Here is a 23,273-nt window from a genome sequence, read left to right on the forward strand (position 1 = left end):
GATAAGGAACTAATTATGTCACGCGATGGCTCGGTAGCTCCTAAAGAGCGAATTAATATCCGTTACGTTCCAGCGACTGGTGATGCGCAAGAAGACGTTGAACTGCCGTTGAATATGATGGTTGTTGGTGACTTTACAGCACGTGCTGATGAGACGCCAATCGAAGAACGTACGCCAATCAATATTGACAAAGACAACTTTAACGAAGTTTTGGAAGGTTACGCTCCAAACCTAAAAGTTAACGTTGAAAACCGTCTTACTGATGAAGAAGGTGCACAGCTTGGCGTTGATCTAACGTTCAAGAACATGAAGGACTTCTCACCTGAGTCGATTGCTAAAAGTGTTCCGGAACTAAACAGCCTGCTAGAGCTTCGTGAAGCATTGGTTGCGCTAAAAGGTCCACTAGGCAACGTACCTGCATTCCGTAAGAAGATCGCTGCCGTTCTTCAGGATGAGGAAGCTCGTAAGAAATTACTTGAAGAACTCAGCATTGGTGAAAACCAAGACGCTGAAAAGGCTGAATAAGAGGGTATTATGACAGCAGAAGCACAAGCTCCAGAACAAGAAGCGGCGTTAGCTGAATCTGGTTCCCTTCTGGATAGCATTCTTAACGAAACACGCCTGAAGCCAAGCGACGAAGGTTTTGACGTTGCAAAGCGTGGTGTTGAAGCGTTCATCGGTGAACTTTTAAGTAACAGCTCTGCCGAGAAAGTTGACCAGTCTTTGGTTGACTTGATGATCGGTGAGATTGACCAGAAGCTATCAAAGCAGGTTGATGCGATTCTTCACAACGAAGAAGTACAAGCTATCGAATCTACGTGGCGTGGTCTTAAGTATCTGGTTGATCACACGGATTTCCGTGAAAACATCCTTATCGAACTGATTTCAGCGAAGAAAGACGAAATGCTGGATGACTTCGAAGATGCTCCAGAAGTTGTGAAATCAGGCCTTTACAAGCAGATCTATACGCGTGAGTACGGTCAGTTTGGTGGTAAACCAGTTGGCGCAGTAATCTGTGATTACCAGCTAACGTCTTCAAGCCCAGATATCAAGCTGATGGAATACATGGCGAACGTTGGTGCGATGTCGCACTCTCCGTTCATCACATCGGCATCTTCTAAGTTCTTCGGTTTGGACAGCTACGAAGAGCTACCAAACATGAAAGACCTGAAGTCGGTATTCGAAGGTCCTCAGTACACGAAATGGCGTGGTCTGCGTGAACATGAAGATTCACGTTACCTAGGTCTGTGTACGTCTCGTTTCATGCTACGTAACCCTTACTCAGTTGAAGACAACCCAATCAAGGCGTTTGACTACGACGAGTTAGTAACAGATGACCACAACCACTTCTTGTGGGGTAACTCTGCTTACGCGATGGCATCTAAGATCAGTGAGTCGTTTGCTAAGTACCGTTGGTGTCCAAACATCATTGGTCCTCAAAGTGGCGGTGCAGTATTCGATCTGCCAGTTTACAACTACGAGTCAATGGGTCAGATCGAAACGAAGATCCCTACAGAGATCTTGGTTTCTGACCGTCGTGAGTTTGAACTTGCAGAAGAGGGCTTCATTGCTCTGACGATGCGTAAAGGTTCTGACAATGCTGCGTTCTTCTCAGCAAACTCTATCCAGAAGCCTAAGGTTTACGCGAATACACCAGAAGGCAAAAACGCGGAAATGAACTACAAGCTGGGTACACAGCTGCCATACATGTTCATCATTAACCGTCTAGCGCACTACATCAAAGTACTGCAACGCGAGCAGATTGGTTCTTGGAAAGAGCGTTCTGACCTTGAAATCGAGCTAAACAAGTGGATCCGTCAGTATGTTTCTGATCAGGAAAACCCGCCAGCAGAAGTACGTGGTCGTCGTCCTCTTCGCGCAGCGAAGGTTGAAGTATCTGACGTTGAAGGCGATCCAGGCTGGTACAAAGTATCAATGTCTGTGCGTCCTCACTTCAAGTACATGGGTGCGAGCTTTGACCTGTCTCTAGTTGGTAAACTGGATCAGTAATCAGAGTTGTTAATTTAAGATTCGAACGGCCAGTTTTGCTGGCCGTTCTTTTTAGAGTTCAGTATGGAAAAAGGTTATCGCTTACTCGAACGCATTGAATTGGGGGAACCCAAGAATTGCTACGAAAAAGTTGTTTCTCACAAACATCTTATTGAATCTATTCATATTCATCTCGCAGATTTGCTTAATACGCACGCCGGGAATGCAATGATAGACAATGATTATGGTCTTCCTGACTTCAATGATGTCCTTGCTAGTCAATCAAACTTAGTACGTCATATTCAGCAGAATATTCGCACGACTATTCACAAGTTTGAACCTAGGCTCGGCAACATCGAAGTGACATATCGTCAGGACTTTCATAATCCCTTACAGCTGAGTTTCGGCATCACTGGTGAGGTTTCTCACAACGGTGGTCAGGTCCCAATGTCTATCAATGTGTTCATGGGCGTTGACGGTAAGTTCAACGTTTAAAGTCAGGAGAAACTCTTCGTGAGCAGCAGTAAATATTTTCAGGACGAACTTTCTTACCTTCGCGAAGCGGGAAGTGAGTTCGCAAAATACCATCCTAAACTGACGAATTTCCTCGGCGAAGGCGTCTATGACCCAGATGTTGAGCGTCTGCTGGAAGGTTTCGCTTTCTTAACCGGAAGAATTCGGGAGAAGATTGACGATGAACTGCCAGAGTTAACGCAGTCATTGATGACGCTGCTTTGGCCTCACTATATGCGTTCTGTCCCGTCTATGTGTGTTTCTGAGCTCTCACCACATGTGGGTAGTGTGACAGAAAAAACAGTGGTTAAACGTGGTGCTGAAATGGCAAGTGAGCAGGTAGAGGGGACGCAATGTCTGTTCCGTACCTGCTACGACGTCGCCCTGTATCCCGTTAGTATCACCAATGTGGAACAGTCCAACAGCCGTACGAGCTCGAATGTCGACGTCACCATAGCCGCTGAATACGGCCAGGAGCTTTCTAGACTAAAAATGGACTCGCTGCGTTTTTATCTCCACGGCGAAGTGCATGTCACACGAACCTTATACCTCTGGTTGTTCCGCTATCTAGACTACATTGAGTTGGATGTGGGTGGTGGATACAAACACAAATTGCCTGCAAGCAGTATTAAGCCTGTTGGCTTTGGCGACGATGAAGCGATTCTGCCATACGGAACCAACTCTTTTGCAGGGTATCGTCTGCTTCAGGAATACTTTTCTCTGCCAGAGAAGTTCATGTTCTTTGATGTGACTGGATTGGAGTGGCTGAGTGGTGTTCCACAACGTTCAACCGTTAAAGTGTCGTTTGTTTTTAAACGTGCATTGCCTTCGGAAGTGGTGTTAAAAGACAAGCACTTACGATTGCACTGTACGCCAGCGGTTAACCTATTCAGTAAAGACGGCGACCCGATTCGATTAGAGCATCGCCGAAGTGAATACAAGGTTAGGCCTCAGAGCAGCAGTCAAGATCACTATGAGGTGTACTCGATTGAAAATGTTGAGACCTGGAGTAAGAATGAGCGTAGCCGTAAGAAGCTGATTGAATTTGAATCGTTCGAACATCAGATTAATCAGCGTGACAAGCGCGAGTTTTACAAAACCAAAGTATCAGAGCGAGTCAGCGGACGTGGCTTAGAGCGCTATATCTCTTTCCATACCCACACCAGTGACATTGCGGAGTTAGGCTCTGAAACAGTACTGATGAAGCTCACGTGTAGTAATGGCGACCTAGCAGAACGTTTGTCAGTAGGCGATGTGACTTATACTTCACATAATTCTCCTACGTACGCGACATTCACCAATATCACTAAGCCGACTCAGTCAGTGAGCCCACAGGTAAACGGTGAATTGCAGTGGCAGTTAATCGCAAATATGTCGTTGAACTATCTGTCTTTGGCGAACATCGATGTACTGAAAGTACTTTTATCAACCTATGACTTTCATTCCCGCGTCGACCGTCAGGCGCATCGAGCGTCGATACATCGCTTGGACGGGATAAAGAAAACGGAGATGAAACCGGCAGACAGGGTATTTAGAGGCACGGCGATTCGAGGCACTCAATTTACGCTCACGGTAGATTCCACTTACTTTGTCAATGAAGGTGATATGTTCCTGTTGGTGAGTGTCTTAAATGAATTCATTCGATTGTATTCCAGTTTGAACTCATTTACTGAGCTGGAAGTGTTTGATGAGAAAACCGGCGAAAACTATCACTGGCCAAGTCTAGCGGGGCAGCAGACTGTATTATGATTAATCAGATTGAACAAGAAACCCATGAGTTTGGCTTCTTTCAAGCCGTCTCATTGCTGGAGAAACATTATCAATCTCAGACAGAATACAGTTATAACGGTATTGGCCAGAACAAGTATATCTGGCAGGAACACATTCGATTCAGTGTTTCTCCTAGTTTAGCGTTCCCAAAAAGTGACATAGACTTTGTCTCCCACTATGAAATGGACGGTAACCCATACTCTCGCGTTGAAGTCACCTTTTTAGGTCTTCATGGCTCGAGTTCACCGTTACCATCCTCATACACTGAAAAACTTGCGGGTCGCGACGACGAAGATAACCCAGTTAAGCAATTCTTTGATTTCTTTCATAATCGACATATCTCATTGGTTTATCGGGTATGGAAGAAATACCGCTATCATATTCAATATCAGAGTGAAGCGAAGGACCCGTTTTCAGGCAGAATGCTGCACCTCTTGGGCTTATCGACGGTCATGCAGGAAGCAGAAGTCAGTGAGCTAGACAGAGCGAAGCTACTTTCGTACGTTAGTCAGCTCTCGACTCGAACGCGTTCTCCTAAGTTGATATCGGGTATTGTCGCGCATTACTTCAGTCTACAGAATGTAGTCGTCGATGAGTGGATCTACCGACGTGTTGCTATCCACCAGTCTCAACGAAATAAGCTCAATCATGTTAACTGTGTGCTTGGCCAGGATCTGCATTTGGGTAAAACCTTGCCAGACTTAGTGGGTAAGTTTCATCTACGTATAGAAGATATTGATTTCTCAACTTATCAAACTTTCCTACCGGGCAGAGCAAACTACAAGACCTTGATCGGGTTAATGCAGTTTATCTTGCGGGATCCGCTGGCATGGGACCTCATCATGAAGGTCAGGCTTGATACCATCCCCAAAAATGAACTGGGGCAAGGAGAAGGCAATTTGTTAGGGCAGACAATGTGGTTGGGTGACCCAGGTACAAAAGACGCGTCAATCAAACAAATAGGCCAGCTTTAACAGGCAATAAAAAACCCGCGAAATCGCGGGTTTTGTTTTAATGTGTCCTACTCAAACATTGAGAAAGATTAGCGTCGGATAGGTTGATGCAATACCACTGTGTTGTTTAACGACTGAATGCCGTTAAACGACTCGATTTCATTGCACAGGGTATGTATCGACTGAAGATCTGGCGCTTCAATTAGAGCAATAATGTCATAAGTTCCACCAACGATGCTCGTTAGCCTTACCTCCGGAAGCTCTTTAAGAGCTTCCGTCACATTATTTTTCTTACCTTTCTCACATGAAATCAGCAAGTAGCTTGCTGCTGATCTGCCTTCTTGCTCGACTCTGATCTGTGCGGTATAGCCTTTAATAATACCGGTTTTTTCCAGTCGGTTGATACGCTCAGCGACTGCGGTACGTGACAAGCCAATGTTACGCGATAAGTTAGCGATTGACTCGCGGCCATTAGACAAAAGGTTAGATAGAATTTTCCGATCTAGTTTGTCTAAGCCCTGAAGGTTAGTAGTTGACATCATATATCCTGCCTTACGTTGTTTTTATAAGTTTACTTTTTTATAGGTCGATGGTTTCGGGTAGAGAGAAGTTATACAGCTCCGCAAGGGTAAATGGGTTTCTTTGCGAGAGTGGCTTCACTCGTAGTTTCAGATCACGACCTGAAACAGTTATGTCACTAACAAAACTTCCATCATGTTGATTTGTTAGTGTGGATTGGCCCAATAGCCTGTAGATCGCCCACTGGCCATTTTCGCTTAGTACGTATTGTTTGCCCTCATCAGTTACGTCTTGGATAGTAATACTCACGTTAAAGTCACCACTCTTAGGTGGCCATTCCAGTTCCCTAATGCGACTTGGACCGTGGTAGTAGCTCATTTGCGAATCTGCAACTTTGACTGTCGCACGAATTGCACTGGAGTCTAGGTCGAGAATCTTAGTAGTAAATGGGATTGAAACACGGTTGGTACTCTTGTTGATCAACGTGTCACGAATCACATTGTAGTTTTTCAATTGGACCAGAAGCTCTGGTGTTAGAGGCATTGTCTCACCATCAACACGCTTCGGTGTCCAAAGGTTAGTGTCATAGAAGGACGCCAAGTTCTTTTGTACGAAGGTATCGATGATGCCGCCGGTAGAGAAAAGAAGCTCGAAGTCTTCTAGCGCAATTTCTTCTTCTGCATTTAAATCAAATGGATATTTGTTCAATGCTAGATCACGATATTTAGTGTAAACCTCACTATACCATTGAGTTTGAACGCCTTTTGCTGACTCTGCGATCATCACAGACCAACTTTGCTGAACCATACCAAGTAGCCAACTGCGCACCGGTTCCGGAGACTTTTGAGCAATCTGCTTGAGGCGGATAATTGGGTCAGCTTCTGAACTTTGCATGCGTGAACGTGCTGCCAGTAGCGAAGCCATTTGTGGATCCGGTGAGTCGGCGATGTCCTTCATGTAGGTACGTAAGCGGCTCAACGCAGTCACAATCTCATCCCATGGAGTAGGGGAGTTTGGTGTCTCGTTAATTTGCAGACGGTTAAGCTGGAAGAAAGCCTGTTCGACGCGTTGCATCAGTAAGTAATCTGGTTGAACAAATTCCTCTGCTGAATCGGCTAGCTTATCAATCGCTTCGGTTGCTGCTTTAGGCAGTTTATTTGCTAGTAGCTCCTTTTCTCCTGTTGGAGAGAAGTACGTATTGGAATACACCTGCTTAAGTACTGTCGTTAGCGGTGAAGAAGGGCCAGAAACAAGGTCGATAGCGTTAGTTAGCTCGCCAATTGAATTGTATTTCTTCACTTTCAGCTCACTGAGCGCGTTACGCCAGTAGCTGATGTAGTCATCAGTGTACTTCTTACGGATCTGATCTTTGAACGCTTCATGCTCTTCTTTTGAAGGCGTGACGTTCTTAGATAGGCCCAGAACCCAGTTGTTTGTAATCACGTCTTTCGACATCAAATCGACACGTGGACGATAGAAGGTACTAAAGCCGGTTGCTGTGTAGACTTTGCTAATGTCTAGCAACTCTTGGTCAATCTGGTCGTTAAATACGTTGTTAAAGTCAAAACCAACCGCGCGTTCAATGTTCAAAGTACCAAGGTCAATAGCGTTTGCTTGATTGATCAACTGAGCATAAACAAGGTCGACATTAGACTGTGCAAGCAAGTTTCTGCGTGTGGCACGTACAATGTCCATATTGATGTTTACAGGCGCGAAGTCTGTTCTGAAGTAAGCATTAAGATACTTCATCGCAGAGGCTACTTGTTCAGAATCGCCGATGACTTTTGAAAGGGTCGATTGCGTTTGAGTTGTCATAAACGGCAGATCGCGTTTACTTGGCTCTTTCAACATCAAGTATCCTTTAAGCACTGGCAGGGCTTGAATTGGCTTGTCCTGATACTTGGTTAGCTGCACACGGTAAGTCTGCTCAATAACAGGGATCAGTTCTTTCTGAATTGATTGAAGGAGCGTTTGGTACGCCATCTTGGTCGCAGGCTCAAGGCGGCTCACATTCAGAGAGACGATCTCTTCGTCGAGCGCTTCGCTGCCCTCAACCCAAGCATCGTAGACAGGTTCAATCTGGGTGATGGCTTGTGCTAACTTGTCATCCAACAAACGCACATGGTCTGCAGCTTGATCGCCTGTTTCAATGTTTAACAGCTGATAGATTACACGAAGGTTACTATCGAGTGTTGTGCCTAGCAGATAAGCGCCACCAGCAAGGAAAACAATAGAAGCCACCATTGCTAAACGGCTCTGACGCAGTATTCGCTTCAGGTAGGTTTTGTTTTCACCTGCAAAATCCGCTTCTGGAAGAATCTGAGACTCCACAAGAAAGCGTGTGAAATAAGGCGTTTCAGATAACTGAGTGTGCTCGGAAGCGATAATCGGCAAGTTAAAGTATGTGCTGCAGCTTTTCGCCAGCAGGTTGTACTTTCTGCCACCCTGAAGACATGATGAGAAAAACAGTTCGCGAAGGTCAATGAAGTACGCTCCGCGGTTAACTTCACTTAGACGCTGAACAACGTACTCAACTTCCTTCTGGCAAATTTCTAATTGTTTCGGGAAAGATAGTATCGCTTGCTTTTCTTTAGTGTCATTGGACTGAGACGTTGAATCTAGCGCATTCTTTTCAATCACTTTTACTAGGTTGTTGAAACTGTCGCGGTAGTAATCGACTAAAACACCTTTGGCGTCTTTAAGTGCGATGGATAAATATTCAACGTTGTGCTTCAGAGGACTCAGCTGAACATATTCTTTAAAGCCCTGAAGTTTATCCAACTTAGAGACGACCATGTACACTGGAAGGGCGGTATTGGTCTGATCACAAATAGATGTGATTCTGTCAATCAGTGCAGTCAGAGCATAATCAACCTGTTCTTCCTCAGAGATGATTAAGAACTCTAAGTCTGTAAAGAACAAGCAGCCTGCGAATGGTTTACGTGGACGGCTGCGAATGACTTCCGCAACCATAGTATCCCATAGCAGTGAGTCAGCCGCGGATACTTCTTGGAATACCAATCTTTGATCAGGTTTTAGATAAACCGCTTCGTCGGACTCATACCATTCGAAAAAGTCATTTTTCTTGGTACGCGATGTATCAATTGACTTGATAGCATTGGAGCTAGTAAGGAACTGCTTTTTACCTGCAGCTTTATTACCAATCATTAAGTAGATTGGTTTTTTCTTTGAACCTACAAGTAGGGGGCGAAGGACCAAGCTCAAAGCTTCTTCTTCTGTTTCTAATTGTTGATCGCGATTTTGTTTTCTCTTCTTAAAGAAAAGAACCAATTGATAAGCACAAAATACTAATGCGATAGCCGCTATTCCAATATACAAAATGTTCTTTGAAACGGTGTCTGGGTATAAGAAATGTGCAGCCGCTAAACCACCAATGAGAACTAATGCAAGCAAAGTGGAGATGAATATCGGATGACGTATAATATTTTTTAGCATAGTTATTCAGCCACGACTTGGTTTAGTGATTTATTCTCTTGCATCGCTTTTAGTTGAGCGATTTTATGCAAGTAAACGTTGATTAAAACTAGAGAGCGATCGAGCTCTTCAGAGCTGTCGGTTTTTTCTGCGTACTCGATTCGCCCAAGCAATGGGAACAATGAGTTGCTGTACTGATAAGCCAGTTTTGTATTCACGTCTTTAGAATCACGCTTTAGATTAGCAATGGCTGTTCGGGCACGTGAAAAACGTGAACTTATATCGTCAAAGTCTTTTTCTAGCTGTAACTTCACGCGTTGAAGCTCAGTGGATAGTACTTTAACCGAGGATGAATCCGAATAAAGTTCAGATAAATTATCTGTAATGCTCACTAAGGTGGATATTTGACCTATTTTCTCTGGAGACTTATCTAGGTCGTAAACAATAGAATCTACCGTTCTAATTAATGGCTCTTTAAGCTGATTAAGCGTGTCCTTGTTTTCACGCCTTAAGTCTTCAGTGACCTCAAGAAGTGCGGGAATATTGTTCGATGCAATTTTCTGCTGGTAGTTATTTAAAACTTTATCATTGTGGATATAGTAAGCACTCAAAGCGAACAAAAATAAACCAACCACAGCGGCAACAGTCCAAATTGTAGATCGGCTTTTTTCGGCCTCTGTTTCAACAGGAGTAGGCTTTTCCGCTACCGGTGGTTTTACATTAACCGTAATACCGCCTGGTACGGAAGGACTAGACATTTTTTGTTGGGATTCTTTCTGCTCTTTGGCTTTTTTCTGAGCGGCTTCTTGCTTGTCTTCGAGCTCTTTAATTTCGTCGATGTATTGGCTAAATAATCGTCTGATAGTGCCGAGAGAAGGTGCTTTATGACCATAGTGGAGTCTTAATTCTTCTTCAATACGAAGACATACTCTATGTCCGGCTTCAAGCATTGCTCTGTCTTCAACAGTGACATTGAATTGTTTTGCCCGTCTTTCTGCATGTTCGACTAGCCATTCAAAAGCCCCCATTCGCGCGCTTGCTTTGGAAACTTCAGGAAACGAGGATGACCAATACACGACACACAAATCGAGTAGAGAGTTTAGCCCGTCAACAAACCCGTTCAGGCCGTCGTTGTGTGCAGAAGCCACGGCATAATAGCACCCGCAACGCAAATCTTTACTCTTATGCTTAAGAATATCTTTGGATAACTGTTGTACTTTTTTCCACGATACGCGCCCAGTAACCTTATTGATATTATTGATCTGCCGTTTTATTTCCTCAAACTCTTCGAGATTGTTTGGGTTAACTCCGCAAGGAGTATGCTCGTCCACTGGCCGCCGAGCAAAGTCTGAAAAGTACATTAAATCCTACCCAAATGACGTTAATTATAAAAATGTAATCGCATTTCTGTTTGTTTCTTATTTAATAATGCTTAATTATCTCGTGGTGGATTTTACGTAGGAGAAAAGTAATTTGTAGATAAGATATTACTTAAAACTAATTAAAGTTTATTAAATGTGACCGCTATCGTTTACTACTAAAGTTTAATTGAGAAAAGAGTAAATAGTAAAAAGTGCAATATTTACAGTATGGCTACATGTACGTCATATTATAAAAATGTGTGATTATTATTTGCTCTTCATACGATAATCATATTTTGCACGGATTATCGTGTGCGTCTGAGGAATTTTTACTCGATAGTTGAAATGTCCATTTTCGTAGGAGAAAGGAAGTTAACAATAGGAGAAAGAACATAATTACGCGGAGAAATTTTTTCGCTATTGAATTTGTTAGTTAGCCTGCTATTTTGCTGAATCTTTAATTTATCTTTTGACTTTAGACCTTTTGAGGATAAAAGGATGAGCAAGTTAAGTCGATTGGGCTTATTAGCATTGGCATGTACTGTGTCAACCGCGGTTAACGCGAAAGGGGAGCGCTATGGCGGCTCCATTAGTATGCTGAGCATTGACAGCATTGAATACAAGGAAGGATCGAGCGGCACCGCGGACACAATGCGATACGGCTTTGTGCACACACGACCAATTGATGAGGACAACAACCGTTGGAGATGGTGGTTAGGATTTAACTACGTCAACGAATCTATCGATGCCCCTGCTAACGGTATCTATCAGGAAGTGACCAACTACGAGTTTCGTATTGTCCCGCAATACGCTCTGGGAAGCTGGTCTATATTCACTCCTTACATCGGCGCCGGCTTGTCAGCAGGTTACAGCCAGTATTCAAACCGTTGGGTGGTTGATAGCGATGGTTTCAAATATGGTTCTCAGTTAGAAGATATCGATCAGTTTGAAGCAGGTGCTGTTGCAACAATTGGTACCGTCATCAAGCTTGGCAGCAATCCTGATGCACACCTACAAATCATCCCACAGGCCTCTTACATTTTGCCTGTATACAACGATGGCCTTGGCGGTGTTGAGCTTACAGTGTCACTTCTATTTTAGGGGATTAGAGCTTTGTTAGAGCGCTTGGTTATAGTCATATCAAAGCATCCTGAAGAATACACGGGAGCAAAATTTGTAGAGCTACCAGAAAGTGGTGGCTCTATTGGTCGCAATCCTGGTTGTTCGGTTCCTTTGGTTGATCACAATCGTTACATATCAAGTACTCACTGTCTGGTGAGTATTTATGGTGATGCTTATTACATTAGCGATGTGAGTACCAATGGGCTCATCGTCAATGGGAATAAGTTGTTGAAGAATCAGCCTATTCCTATTCACGAAGGGGATACGATTGTTTTGGGTCAGTACGAGTTGTCAGTCAGTGTCGAGCGCACAACCAATACTGCGGACATCGCGTTTGACATCACCCCTGACCGTGACACGACAGATCCTCTGGTCAATCTTGGAGAGGTGTATGTCGAGCAAGAACAGCAGGGGCCATTAGAAGAAATTTTTCTTGAGACAAAGCCTGAAGAGTCTGATGCCTCTGATCCAATGACTCACCTCGACTTTTCAATGGACAACAGTGACGACCATCTTATCAGAACGGAAAATGAAGAGTTAGATCAGTTCGTTGTAACCAACGAGTCAACTCGTCAAATAGCCGATGACAGTCTGAGTGTGTATTCCGAATTTGATGCGCCAAGCCTCATCCCTGAAGACTGGATGGCTGGTGAAGAAAGCGCCACTCCCAAAATTGAAAAGCCTAAACCTGCTCGACAACGTCAACAGGCATCCGTGAAGGAAGAACCTAAAATCAGTTCTCCCAAACAAACTGTTGCATCTGTACCAAGTGAGATTAAGGCGCCGAGTGAGCAATGGGAAGAGGTTGCGCCTAAAGCGGAACACCAACCTTCACCGGAACCTCAATTTAGCCCGATCAACGCCAGCTCTACTCATAGCGATTTGTTGACGTCGTTTAAGAAGGGCTTAGGGGTCACGGATGATGAGTTACTAGAAAGTGATCCACAACTGTTTGAGCAGATGGGAATGTGTTTGCGCTTATGTATGACAAAGTTGCAGCATGAGCTGGTCGAGATTGAGGAGCTGAAGCAGTCCCCAACGGCCGCAGATACAGATTTGATCAGCTTAATGCTTGATTTAAATAAGCAGAGTATGCTTTCACCCAATGAGCTGGTTGAACAAATGCTGGATGAGATCAGCGAGCATAAGTCACTGTATGAGCAAGCGCTCAACAGTTATGTGCAGCAAAGTATTAGTCAGTATGACCCGATTATATTTGAGCAGAAAAGCGAGAATAAGGGATTTCTTGCCAAACAAAAGTTGTGGGATACCTACAAACTGCATTATTTGGAGAGTTTAAAAGGTGTGCACGGTGTGGGCACAAAGAAACTCGTTCAGGAAAATTACAATCGACTTCTAAAAGAAAAATATGCGTAAACTAATCATCCTTTTCTTATTTCTCTCTTTAACTGGTTGCTCTATGTGGGACCAGTTCAAGGAATCAAGCGGTATCACACCCGAAACCTCCTCTATCGAGCTGATCATTGAGGCATCTCCTTTACTCAACCAGCGCGAGGGCGGACAACCGTCACCTGTTATATTACGGATCCATGAACTGACTTCGCCAGTGTTGTTCCGAAATTTGGACTTCTTTGCGTTGTTTGAGAATGACAAAGCTTCTCTTGGTGATGAGTACATTAAACGCTATGAGTATCAGTTAAAGCCGGGTGAGAAAATTCATGAGGTGCTGACTCTTGACCCTGGAACTCGTGCATTAGGTTTTTCTGCGGCGTTTCGCGATATCAATGGTTCCTCTTGGAGAAAAGTTGAATTAATTGAAGAGCAGTCTGAGTACTTTTTAAAACTTAAGCTGGAGGGAAGCGAACTGTCGTTTAACTCTACGCGTGGAATCGAGCAAACTTACTTTTAAAGGACAACGAAATGTCATTATATAATCCTGTAGTGTGGCAAGATGGCATGTTCATGAAACCACAGCATTTTCAGCAATTTGATCGTGCTCAGACAAAGCTAAGCACCATGCTGTTCGCCAGCAGCACACCACTGCATTGGGGTGTAAATCGCATTGAGATTAACACTGAACTGCTGACTCAAGGCAAGATCGCGGTCACTCGAGCAATTGGTGTTCTTCAAGATAAGACGCCTTTTGACTTGCCGCTTTTAGCTGAGGTACCAGACGTAAAGGAAGTCGATCCTTCGATTACAGACAAAGTGATTTACCTTTGTTGTCCATTACCTTCTGAAAGAGAAGAATTGTTCGGCTCTGACAAGGATGGCGCTCGTTACCTTGTCCGTCAGCAAGATGCCGTTGATGCGGTTTACGAAAGTGAAGACACGGCTAATATTTCAGTTGGTCAACTTAAGTTCCGATTAATGTACGAAGATGAGGATCGTAGTGCCTACACTGCGATTCCAATACTCAAAGTATCTGAAGTAAAACCTGACGGAAGTGTCGTGCTTGATGATCGCTACATTCCGACTTGTATTGACATCAACGCGTCAGAAGTCCTTAGCAAGTTTACCAATGAATTCGCTTCGATGTTAAAGCACCGCGCGGAATCGATTGTGGAACGTCTCGGTACCGTTGACCAGCAAGGTGTATCAACGGTCTCTGATTTTATGCTTTTACAAGCGCTCAACCGTTATGAACCTTTATTCTGGCACTTCTCTAGTGTTGAAGGTGTGCACCCCGAGTCGCTTTATCGTACGCTGCTCCAAGCCGAAGGCGAGCTGTCGACACTTTGCTCAGTATCCCGTAGGCCTCCAGAGTTTATTGAGTACAATCATGGTGACCTCACCAGTTGTTTGTCTCGTACTCTGGACAATGCTAAGCGCACGTTAAGTGTTATGTCTGAACAACGCGCGATACCACTGACACTACAAGAGCAGAACTTCGGCATTCGTACTGCGGTTATCCCAGATAAGAAAGTGGTTGAATCCGCGACCTTTATTCTTGCGGTTAAGGCCGATGTCACCCTTGATATTCTGCATACTCAATTTGTTAGTCAGACTAAGATTGGTTCTATCGATAATATCCGTGACCTGATTAATCTTCAGCTACCAGGTATCGGTATCAAGCCAATGCCAGTAGTGCCACGTGCATTGCCTTATCATGCGGGCTATACATACTTTGAACTCGACCGAGCGAGTGAAGAGTGGGCGGCATTGGAGAGCGCTTCTGCGATTGCGGTCCATGTATCTGGTGACTTTGCCAACCTATCGTTGCAACTGTGGGCGGTTAGAGCATGAGTTACATAGATAATGATGTAACCGTAGTACTGTTTCAGCCTGAGCCGGGCAAACCGATGGAGGTTATGCCCGCGCCTGATCTTTCAAGAAACATAGCGGTTAAAGATCCAAACATCGAGAAGATGGGGGTTAACCCTCTGGTTGATCAGTTTTCTTGGTTGATTGCTAGCTTATCTTGTATGTCTTCTATCCCATGGCTAGAAGACCCTATGCCATTTAGAGAACAGATCGCTCGAGAGATCCGCAAAGGTGAGCGTAAGCTGAATGAAATGGAAGTTGACCGCGCATCGATTCTGGTTATTCGTTATTGCTTATGTGCCGCTATTGATGAAGCGGTATGCCGCCAGGAGTGGGGGGCAAACAGTAATTGGAGCCAAAATAGCTTGCTGGCAGAGTTTCACAATGAAACATCAGGTGGTGATAAGTTTTTCACAATCTTAGAGCGTTTGAAGGCAGATCCACGACGCTACCGTTATGTTATCGAGTTGCTTTATCTGCTTATTCAGCTTGGCTTTCAGGGTAAATATGGCCGTGAAGAGCGTGGGCAGGAAAAGCTGGCGGATATTGCCAATACAATTTATCGACTTATAAAAGATGAAAGATTGGCGGAAAATGAAAAGGTGTCTTTGGTTAATCTCAAAGCGAAATACCTAAAACAGCCTTTGAAGCGGGTGATTCCACCCCGAGTGACCTTAGGTGTTTCAGCCATTGTTTTTTCCATCATGTATGCTGCAACGTATTTTATCATTGATACTAATTTCCAAAACCTACTTGCCAACTTCCAGTAAGTTCATACATAAACCTTGAGTAGCACGCTTCATTCAAGCCCAAGTACAGCTGTACTTGGGCTTTTTACGTTTAATTAGTGTGATCGCCTTCTAAATATCTGAAACTAAATGATATTTCATTATTCTCTATATAAATGTAACTTACCAATTGAATGTGTAACAATATCTGTAACAAGATGGTTTTGAACATGTAATTGATTCACTAATGATATCTGTTTTTGATGTGAAATAAATTTAATTGTGCATATAGTTTTAACTGGTTGCTTGTTAAGTAACTGTAAAGTAAGTGATTGGTAAGGTTTTGCTAAAGATTTTCAAAAAAATTCATCAAAATGGTAGATGGATTTAGTTATAATTATCTGTAATTTTCATTTCTGGAAACGTTTACATTGGTGTGAGAGTTGTCACAGTGCTGAAACGACTCTGTCGTTAGGATCATAAGCAGTTGAACAAACGCTTAGGTTAGAAACATGCACACAATGAGCCCTCGTAATTGGGAAACACCAGAATTTACTTCATACAATCGCCTACAGGCGCATACTCCGCTGTTCAGTTGGAGAGATGAGTGTGACGCGCGCCATGATCGTGTGAGCTCATCCATTATGAGTTTGGATGGAGATTGGCAGTTTGCTTTGTATCCTTCACCTGAGCATGTGGCCGCTGACTGGGCAAAAGAAAACCTAAATGGTGAGACGATTACCGTTCCAGGTAACTGGCAACTTCAAGGGTTTGATTATCCTATCTATACGAATGTGAAATACCCGTTCCCATGTAATCCTCCATTTGTACCAAAAGATAACCCTACCGGCTGTTATCAGACATCCTTTGAACTGCCCCAACACTGGGATCAGGCGTCGTTAACCCGTGTTGTCTTTGAAGGCGTAAACAGCGCTTTTTACGTTTGGTGTAATGGCGTTTGGGTAGGGTATTCTCAGGACAGCCGTCTAGCCGCTGAATTTGACCTAACACCTTATTTGACAACAGGCACCAATACCTTGTCCGTTATGGTATTGCGCTGGTGTGACGGAAGCTACATGGAAGGTCAGGATATGTGGTGGATGAGCGGCATCTTCCGCTCTGTAAGACTGATGAACAAGCCCTTAGAGCATATTAAAGATGTAAGAGTGACCCCAAATCTTGATCACAGCTATCAAGAGGGCGAGCTGGAAATCGAAGTACAGACCACTCGCGGCCAAGGTTTACAAGTCAGGGCGGTGTTGTTCGATGACCAAAATGAAGTGGTTGCCCAAGTTACCCCTGTTGGGACAAGACCTATTGACGAAAAGGGCGGCTATGATGATCGCTGCCACATTTCGCTTCCCGTTCCTCAGCCAAAGAAGTGGAGTGCGGAAGCGCCTCATTTATACCGCTTGGTCGTGAGCTTGCTAACCCATGACAACAACGTCATTGAAAGTGAGGCGTATGATGTCGGTTTCCGCAAAATCGAGGTAATTAATGGCCAACTTTGCGTAAATGGTGAAGCTCTAATGATTCGGGGGGTTAACAAACATGAGCATGATCCTGCGACAGGCCATGCAGAAAGCCTTGAACGTGTCGAGCAAGACCTGAAGTTGATGAAGCAACATAACTTCAATGCTGTGCGCTGCTCACACTATCCAAATCAGCCAGGTTTCTACAAACTCTGTGATCGTCTTGGTCTTTATGTCGTCGATGAAGCCAACATTGAAACGCACGGAATGACGCCAATGGGACGCATTGCTGACGACCCAATGTGGGCAAGCGCTTTTCTAGAGCGTATGACGCGCATGGTTGCACGCGATTTTAACCATCCGAGTATCATCATCTGGTCATTGGGCAATGAGTCTGGTTATGGCTCCAATCACGATGCTATGTATCAGTGGGCTAAAAGGGTTGATCCATCACGAGTCGTCCAGTACGAAGGGGGGGGCTCCAATACTGCCGCGACGGATATTGTTTGTCCAATGTATGCTCGTACCGATGCTGACCAGCAACAAGGGCACACAGACGAGCCCAAGTTAGCGCTCAAAAAGTGGGTTGGTATGGGGGATGAAAATCGTCCAATCATTTTGTGTGAATACGCGCACGCGATGGGCAACAGTTTGGGCGGATTCGCTGAATATTGGCAAGCCTTTAGGACGCACCCTAGGTTACAAGGCGGTTTTATTTGGGATTGGGTAGACCAAGGGCTCGACAAGTACTCTGATGATGGTACGCACTATTGGGCTTACGGTGGTGATTTTGGAGATGTTATCAATGACCGTCAGTTCTGTATCAACGGCCTTGTTTTCCCAGACAGAACGCCTCATCCAACATTGTTAGAGGCTAAACGGGCTCAGCAGCCTTACACGTTTGAGTTGGTATCAACATGCCCATTAGCAGTGAAAGTAACAAGTGAGTTATTGTTTGCTGCCACTTCAAATTGCAGTTTGGACTGGGTAGTTGTTGGAGATTGTGGCGAAATTGTTCACAGTGGGGAGCTGGAACTCTCACTTGAAGCAAAAGAAACGTGTGTGCTAGAGCTGGACTCCAGCTTTCAACTTCCTACGTCCAATTGCTATCTAAATGTTGCAATTCGTCATAAACAGGCGACATCCTGGGCAGACGCAGGCCATATTGTCGCCCAAGAACAGATGGCTATTGGCAAGCGACTACACGTTGAATCAATAGCACACGTTCCGTTCACGCCTGCAACGTTCACACAGCAAAATCAAGGTTTGCTAGTAACCGCTGCGGAGAATGAATGGTTTATCGACTCAACGACAGGCGTTATTGAAAGTTGGAAAAAATCTGACCGTGAAATGCTGCTATCACCGCTGCAAGATAATTTTTTCCGCGCGCCGTTAGACAATGATATAGGCGTCAGTGAAGTAGACAGGCAAGACCCTAACGCGTGGATGGTTCGCTGGCAAAACGCGGGGTTGTTTGACCTGCAGCATCGCTGCCAGGGCGTAGAGGTGAACGCGGTCATGGGCGAAGTAATTGTCAGACACGCTTACTATGCTGATGACAAACTCGTGCTTACTTCAATTTGGTCATACTGTTTTGCTCAAGCTGGAGAGGTCGACATTTCCGTTCGTGTTGATGTTGATGATTCTCTGCCACCATTGCCTCGTGTGGGAGCATGTCTGCAATTAACTGAGACTCCTGACAAGGTCGCTTGGCTAGGTTTAGGGCCGCATGAAAATTACCCTGATCGCAAGTTGAGCGCAGATCACGGGCGATGGGAGTTGCCTGTAACCTATATGCATACCCCATATATCTTCCCTTCAGACAATGGATTGCGCTGCGATACCGAGAGGTTGCTGGTTGGTGGCATTGAAATCAATGGAACGTTCCACTTCAGTATCAGCCAATTTGGTCAACAACAGTTGACGCAAGCGAAACATACCCATGAGCTTGTAAAGCAACCCGGCGTGTTTGTTTACTTTGACGGTTTCCATATGGGCGTGGGTGGCGATGACTCGTGGACCCCAAGCGTTCGTCCAGAATATCGTCTGACTCGCTCACAGTATCAGTGGCAGTTCACTCTGAAATAACAACTGAGCCCACCTCCAATGAGAGGTGGGCCATTTTCTGACCCTAATTCAAACCAATAGCAAAGGCTAAGGAGCCTTATATGTCTGAAGGTAGTATATCGATTCAAACCAAGTTTTCGTATGGGCTAGGGGCGTTAGGCAAAGATTTTGCCTGCTCCATTATCTATATTTTTCTAATGTTCTATTACACAGACGTTGTAGGTATATCCGCAGCGTTTGTTGGCACACTGTTTCTTGTTGCGCGATTTGTTGACGCGTTAACTGACCCTATCATGGGGATGATTGTCGATAACACGCGCAGTCGTTTCGGCAAATTCCGCCCTTGGATTGTGATCGGAACCTTAGTCAACTCCGTCTTCTTATTGATGGTATTCAATACTCACAATATTGATGACAACATGGTGTACATCTATGCGACGGTCACTTACATCCTTTGGGGCGTGACTTACACCATTATGGATATTCCTTACTGGTCTATGATTCCTTCTATGTCTTCCCTACGGGTAGAACGTGAAAAGTTAGTCGTATGGCCGCGCTTGTTTGCCAGCTGTGCTTGGACTCTTATGGGGACGTACGGATTATACGTGGTTGGCTTTTTCGGTGGTGAAGATAAAGGTTCGGGCTTTTTGTACTTGAGCATGGCGATCATCGTTGCGTTTATCGCGAGTGCGTTGATTACCTTCTTCAATGTGAAAGAGCGCATCAAGAACAAGAAAGTTTCGACGGAAAAATTCTCGTTTAAAGATGTTAAAGATATCATCAGCAAGAATGATCAATTGAAGTCTTTGATTGGCGTAGTGCTGGCATTTAACATTGCGATTCAGTTGGTTGGTGGCTTTGCCATATATTACTTTAGCTACGCGATTGGCCGTGAAGATCTGTTCCCTATGTTCGCTTTGGTCTCAGGTATGGCGGAAATTGCAGGCGTATTCCTCTTCCCTAAACTATGTAACATCATCAATCGTAAATTTATGTGGCTGGTGGCTTGCGCATTCCCTTTACTATGCAGTCTCATTCTTGCGCTGACCGGACTATTTGCGCCTGAGAACGGCATCTTGGTAGGAATTGCGGGCGCGGCGCTGAAGTTTGGCGGCGGTTTGTCTAATGGGCTGTCGACGGTTATGTTGGCGGATGTGGTGGATTATGGCGAATACAAGACTGGTCATCGTAGCGAAAGTATCATCTTCTCCATCCAAACGATGTTGGTTAAATTTGCCGGTGCACTATCAGGGTTCTTCGTAGGTATTGGCCTGACAGCAATTGGTTATGTACCGAATGTAGAGCAGAGTGACGAAACAATATTAGGTTTACGTGCACTAATGATTGGTATACCAACATTATTAGTTTTGCTCAGCGCTTATATTTATAAGAGAAGTTATCGCCTAAATGGTGATTACCAAAATATGGTTCTTAAAGAAATTTCTTCTATTTAATTATATCCAATACTAAAGGTCAAATATGAAAATAAATAACACAGCCATTTTGGCATGTGCAGCGGTAGTGTTCTCATCATCTGGTATTGCTGGTTATATTGAACTTGGCAATGAATATGAAGATTGGCGCGAACAAGAACAACGAACCAATACCATGCCCTATATTGCGATGGAATTTAATCCCATTGAAGATTCGTCAATGTTTCTTTACGCCAACTTTAGCTATCGTCATATGATAGAAAGCGATGAGCGTACGTGGAACAACCGAGCGAGACAGGACGTCGCCATTGGTTGGTCAGAAGGCTACGAAGATTTCTGGTGGGGGCCTAAATTCCAGATTCGTAATGAGATGTATGCCAACGACACACGCCGGACTGAATATCGCTTCTATAACAATATGGCTTATTACTTGACGGAAGATCATGACCTCATTCTGGACGGCTTTATTGCTCCGGTAGGCGTGAGAAACAGGCCACGCGGTACGGACTGTGTGGGAGATAATGGCTGTCAGGACGAAGCAAACAACGATCTTCGTACAGGCTACACGGACTATTATCATGAAATAGATTTTGGACTGCGGACACGCCTCTCATACGATAAGACGCTTCAGACGACATTGTATAGTGAAGTAAGCAAACAAAATGGTTACGAAGGAGATAACCGAGCTTGGGAAGAAGAAAAAAGGGTTGAGTGGCAAATTCGTGTAAATTACACCCAGACTTTCGACGACCTCACGCTTACACCGTTTGTTCGATATACTTTTTATCGCCAGGCAGAAAGCGTCAATTATGGCGATAAAGATGAGTTAAGAGTTCGTGCTGGTCTTTGGGGTGATTATAAAATTGATGACAAGTCTAAATTCATCTTTGAAACATATTATCAAACCGAAGATAAAGAAAACTTTGAACAAGATTGGAATCAAAAACAATGGGAAGATGATTATTTCTTCTTTAAAGTTGGCTATCGTCGATCATTCTAATTTTCATATTTAATTTCTATTATCTTTTCCAATTAATAAAATATATTGAGATAGGCATGAAGAGATTATTGTTATCTATGGCAGTGAGTTGTGCACTGTCAGGGACACTTGCGGCCCAAACACTGGATGTTGAATTAAATAATACTAAGCAAACCATTCATAGTTTTGGTGCGTCTGATGCATGGTCAATTAATCCGACTATTAATAAGTGGCAGGCTGAAGGCGATCAAAAGGCCATTGATCACTTGGCGGATTTACTTTTTTCAACCGAGAAGGGTATTGGGTTGTCAGCTTGGCGGTTTAACATTGGTGCAGGCAGTGCGGAGCAGGGTGACGGTAGTTTTATCCGTGATCCAATGCGAAGAGCCGAGTTACTGGTCCCAGTATCGGGTGCTGGTATTGATAGCACAAAGCAGCAAGGACAAATCCGGTTTATGCAGGAAGCGCATCAGCGTGGTGTAGACAACTTTATTGCGTTTGCGAATAGTCCACCTCACTATCTGACGAAAAACGGCTTAACTCATCCAACAGCAGCCGACGGTGTGGGTTCAACAAACCTTAAAGCGGATAAAGTGGATGAATTTTCTGACTTTTTGGTTGATGTATTGACTTACCTACGTAGTGATGAAGTGGGTGTGCCAGTCAATTACGTTAGTCCAATCAACGAGCCAACTTGGGAATGGGAAGGGCAAACCCAAGAAGGAAACCGCTATAACATGGAAGAAGTCAAAGCGGTATATCGCAGCCTAGATAAAAAACTCGCAGATGCTGGTATTCGAAATGATGTTCACATTGATGGTGGCGAGGTGGTGGAGTTTACTGCTGCACTAAAGGACGCCTACAAGCGTAATTTTGATGGCTCATCTCAAACTAACGGTATGAATGCTCGTGGTGTAGGCTTGTATCGCAATTACATTGATGAATTACTTGGTGACCCTGAGATTCGCGACATTATCGGTAACCAGATCTCCGTGCATGGGTACTTCTCTGATGCTTGGCCAGACCGATTAGGCAAACTTAGAGAGATGACTTACGGCAACCTAAAATCGGTTTCTCCGGATGCAGAGATATGGATGAGTGAGATGAGCATTCTTGGCGATGCTGGGCTTGCGAGAAACTTTGATGGTCATGGGTTTGATGTGAATGATATGGATTATGCGCTGCATGTGGGTCGCATCATTCATCGTGATCTAACACGACTGAACGCGTCTGCTTGGCATTGGTGGTTGGGGCTGACGCCATACGATTATAAGGACGGTATGATTAAGATCGATCCATCCTTGGAATCTGATACCGTGCAAGATTCAAAAATGATGTGGACGGTCGGTAACTTCAGTCGCTTTATTCGCCCGGGCTATCAGCGTGTAGAGCTTGATGGGCCGGATGAACTGAAAGGGCTGATGACGTCAGCCTATGTGAGCCCTGAGAAAGATAAGCTCGTGGTGGTTGCAGTGAATGCAGGCGATAGTGCCGAAGCCGTGTCTATTGACCTTGAAGGGTCCCAAAGTGAAGCAACGTACCAGATATACGTGACGAACTCAGAGCACAACTTAGCTCTAATTGAATTAGAGAAGCAAGGTGATGAATATCAAGTGCCGGCTCGGTCTACGGTCACATTTGTCGCTAATCTCTAGGCGTTAAGTAAACAAAAAGCCCCGCTATGTTTTGACAGCATAGCGGGGCTCT

At 44.4% G+C, this 23,273-nt stretch carries 17 protein-coding genes; 14 read left to right on the forward strand and 3 right to left on the reverse strand.

The annotated features are described in order from the left end of the window. The first annotated feature begins 15 nt into the window (after positions 1 to 15). From tssB to tssG, 5 genes are all read left to right on the forward strand, one after another. Entirely contained in the window at positions 16 to 525 is a 510-nt protein-coding gene (gene tssB / locus F0265_RS04930) for a type VI secretion system contractile sheath small subunit (protein WP_043010209.1), read from the forward strand. 9 nt (positions 526 to 534) lie between these two features. Next, a complete protein-coding gene (gene tssC / locus F0265_RS04935) occupies positions 535 to 2,010 on the forward strand; it encodes a type VI secretion system contractile sheath large subunit (RefSeq protein WP_045985162.1) in 1,476 nt (491 codons plus the stop codon). Positions 2,011 to 2,073: 63 nt separating this feature from the next. Further along, positions 2,074 to 2,484, forward strand: coding sequence for a type VI secretion system baseplate subunit TssE (tssE, locus tag F0265_RS04940; RefSeq protein WP_019277706.1), 411 nt, complete (start codon positions 2,074 to 2,076; stop codon positions 2,482 to 2,484). Between the two features lie 18 nt (positions 2,485 to 2,502). After that, positions 2,503 to 4,251 (forward strand): type VI secretion system baseplate subunit TssF, encoded by a 1,749-nt coding sequence (tssF, locus tag F0265_RS04945; protein WP_171351976.1) that lies wholly within the window; start codon positions 2,503 to 2,505, stop codon positions 4,249 to 4,251. Continuing rightward, positions 4,248 to 5,246, forward strand: coding sequence for a type VI secretion system baseplate subunit TssG (gene tssG / locus F0265_RS04950; RefSeq protein ID WP_045985164.1), 999 nt, complete (start codon positions 4,248 to 4,250; stop codon positions 5,244 to 5,246). The genes tssF and tssG overlap by 4 nt, the downstream gene beginning before the upstream one ends. Positions 5,247 to 5,314: 68 nt before the next feature. On the opposite strand, the gene F0265_RS04955 is transcribed toward tssG, so the two are convergent. Genes F0265_RS04955 through F0265_RS04965 form a run of 3 tightly spaced genes read right to left on the reverse strand, consistent with a single transcriptional unit; the run spans position 5,315 to position 10,540 of the window. Further along, the gene (locus F0265_RS04955; protein ID WP_019277704.1) at positions 5,315 to 5,767 is read right to left on the reverse strand and encodes an Lrp/AsnC family transcriptional regulator; all 453 of its coding nucleotides are present in this window, start codon (positions 5,765 to 5,767) and stop codon (positions 5,315 to 5,317) included. A gap of 37 nt (positions 5,768 to 5,804) precedes the next feature. Continuing rightward, positions 5,805 to 9,200, reverse strand: coding sequence for a type VI secretion system membrane subunit TssM (tssM, locus tag F0265_RS04960; RefSeq protein ID WP_171748035.1), 3,396 nt, complete (start codon positions 9,198 to 9,200; stop codon positions 5,805 to 5,807). 2 nt (positions 9,201 to 9,202) lie between these two features. Next, positions 9,203 to 10,540, reverse strand: coding sequence for a type VI secretion system ImpA family N-terminal domain-containing protein (locus F0265_RS04965; protein ID WP_171748036.1), 1,338 nt, complete (start codon positions 10,538 to 10,540; stop codon positions 9,203 to 9,205). A 498-nt stretch (positions 10,541 to 11,038) separates the two neighbouring features. Here F0265_RS04965 and F0265_RS04970 point away from each other — a divergent pair, with 498 nt between their 5' ends. The 9 genes from F0265_RS04970 to F0265_RS05010 all read left to right on the forward strand — a co-directional run bounded on the left by F0265_RS04970 (position 11,039) and on the right by F0265_RS05010 (position 23,221). Beyond that, complete coding sequence (locus F0265_RS04970; RefSeq protein WP_045985167.1) at positions 11,039 to 11,641, forward strand: hypothetical protein; 603 nt, start codon at positions 11,039 to 11,041, stop codon at positions 11,639 to 11,641. 24 nt (positions 11,642 to 11,665) lie between these two features. Continuing rightward, complete coding sequence (tagH, locus tag F0265_RS04975) at positions 11,666 to 13,039, forward strand: type VI secretion system-associated FHA domain protein TagH (protein WP_253809333.1); 1,374 nt, start codon at positions 11,666 to 11,668, stop codon at positions 13,037 to 13,039. Next, complete coding sequence (gene tssJ / locus F0265_RS04980; protein ID WP_171748038.1) at positions 13,032 to 13,532, forward strand: type VI secretion system lipoprotein TssJ; 501 nt, start codon at positions 13,032 to 13,034, stop codon at positions 13,530 to 13,532. Before tagH ends, tssJ begins: the two co-directional genes overlap by 8 nt. 11 nt (positions 13,533 to 13,543) lie before the next feature. Further along, positions 13,544 to 14,869, forward strand: coding sequence for a type VI secretion system baseplate subunit TssK (gene tssK, locus F0265_RS04985; RefSeq protein WP_171748039.1), 1,326 nt, complete (start codon positions 13,544 to 13,546; stop codon positions 14,867 to 14,869). Further along, entirely contained in the window at positions 14,866 to 15,657 is a 792-nt protein-coding gene (gene icmH, locus F0265_RS04990) for a type IVB secretion system protein IcmH/DotU (protein WP_006961128.1), read from the forward strand. The genes tssK and icmH overlap by 4 nt, the downstream gene beginning before the upstream one ends. 470 nt (positions 15,658 to 16,127) lie before the next feature. Then, positions 16,128 to 19,175, forward strand: a complete 3,048-nt coding sequence (locus F0265_RS04995) for a beta-galactosidase (protein ID WP_171748040.1) — start codon at positions 16,128 to 16,130, stop codon at positions 19,173 to 19,175. Between the two features lie 80 nt (positions 19,176 to 19,255). Further along, on the forward strand, positions 19,256 to 20,608 hold the full coding sequence (gene melB, locus F0265_RS05000; protein ID WP_171748041.1) for a melibiose:sodium transporter MelB: 1,353 nt from the start codon (positions 19,256 to 19,258) through the stop codon (positions 20,606 to 20,608). Positions 20,609 to 20,633: 25 nt separating this feature from the next. Then, positions 20,634 to 21,587 carry a hypothetical protein gene (locus F0265_RS05005; RefSeq protein ID WP_171748042.1) on the forward strand — a complete coding sequence of 318 codons (954 nt, stop codon included), beginning with the start codon at positions 20,634 to 20,636 and terminating at the stop codon, positions 21,585 to 21,587. Between the two features lie 56 nt (positions 21,588 to 21,643). Then, positions 21,644 to 23,221, forward strand: coding sequence for a glycoside hydrolase (locus tag F0265_RS05010; RefSeq protein WP_253809335.1), 1,578 nt, complete (start codon positions 21,644 to 21,646; stop codon positions 23,219 to 23,221). Positions 23,222 to 23,273: the final 52 nt, after the last annotated feature.

It is taken from the genome of Vibrio sp. RE88, assembly GCF_013113835.1.
Classification (GTDB): domain Bacteria; phylum Pseudomonadota; class Gammaproteobacteria; order Enterobacterales; family Vibrionaceae; genus Vibrio.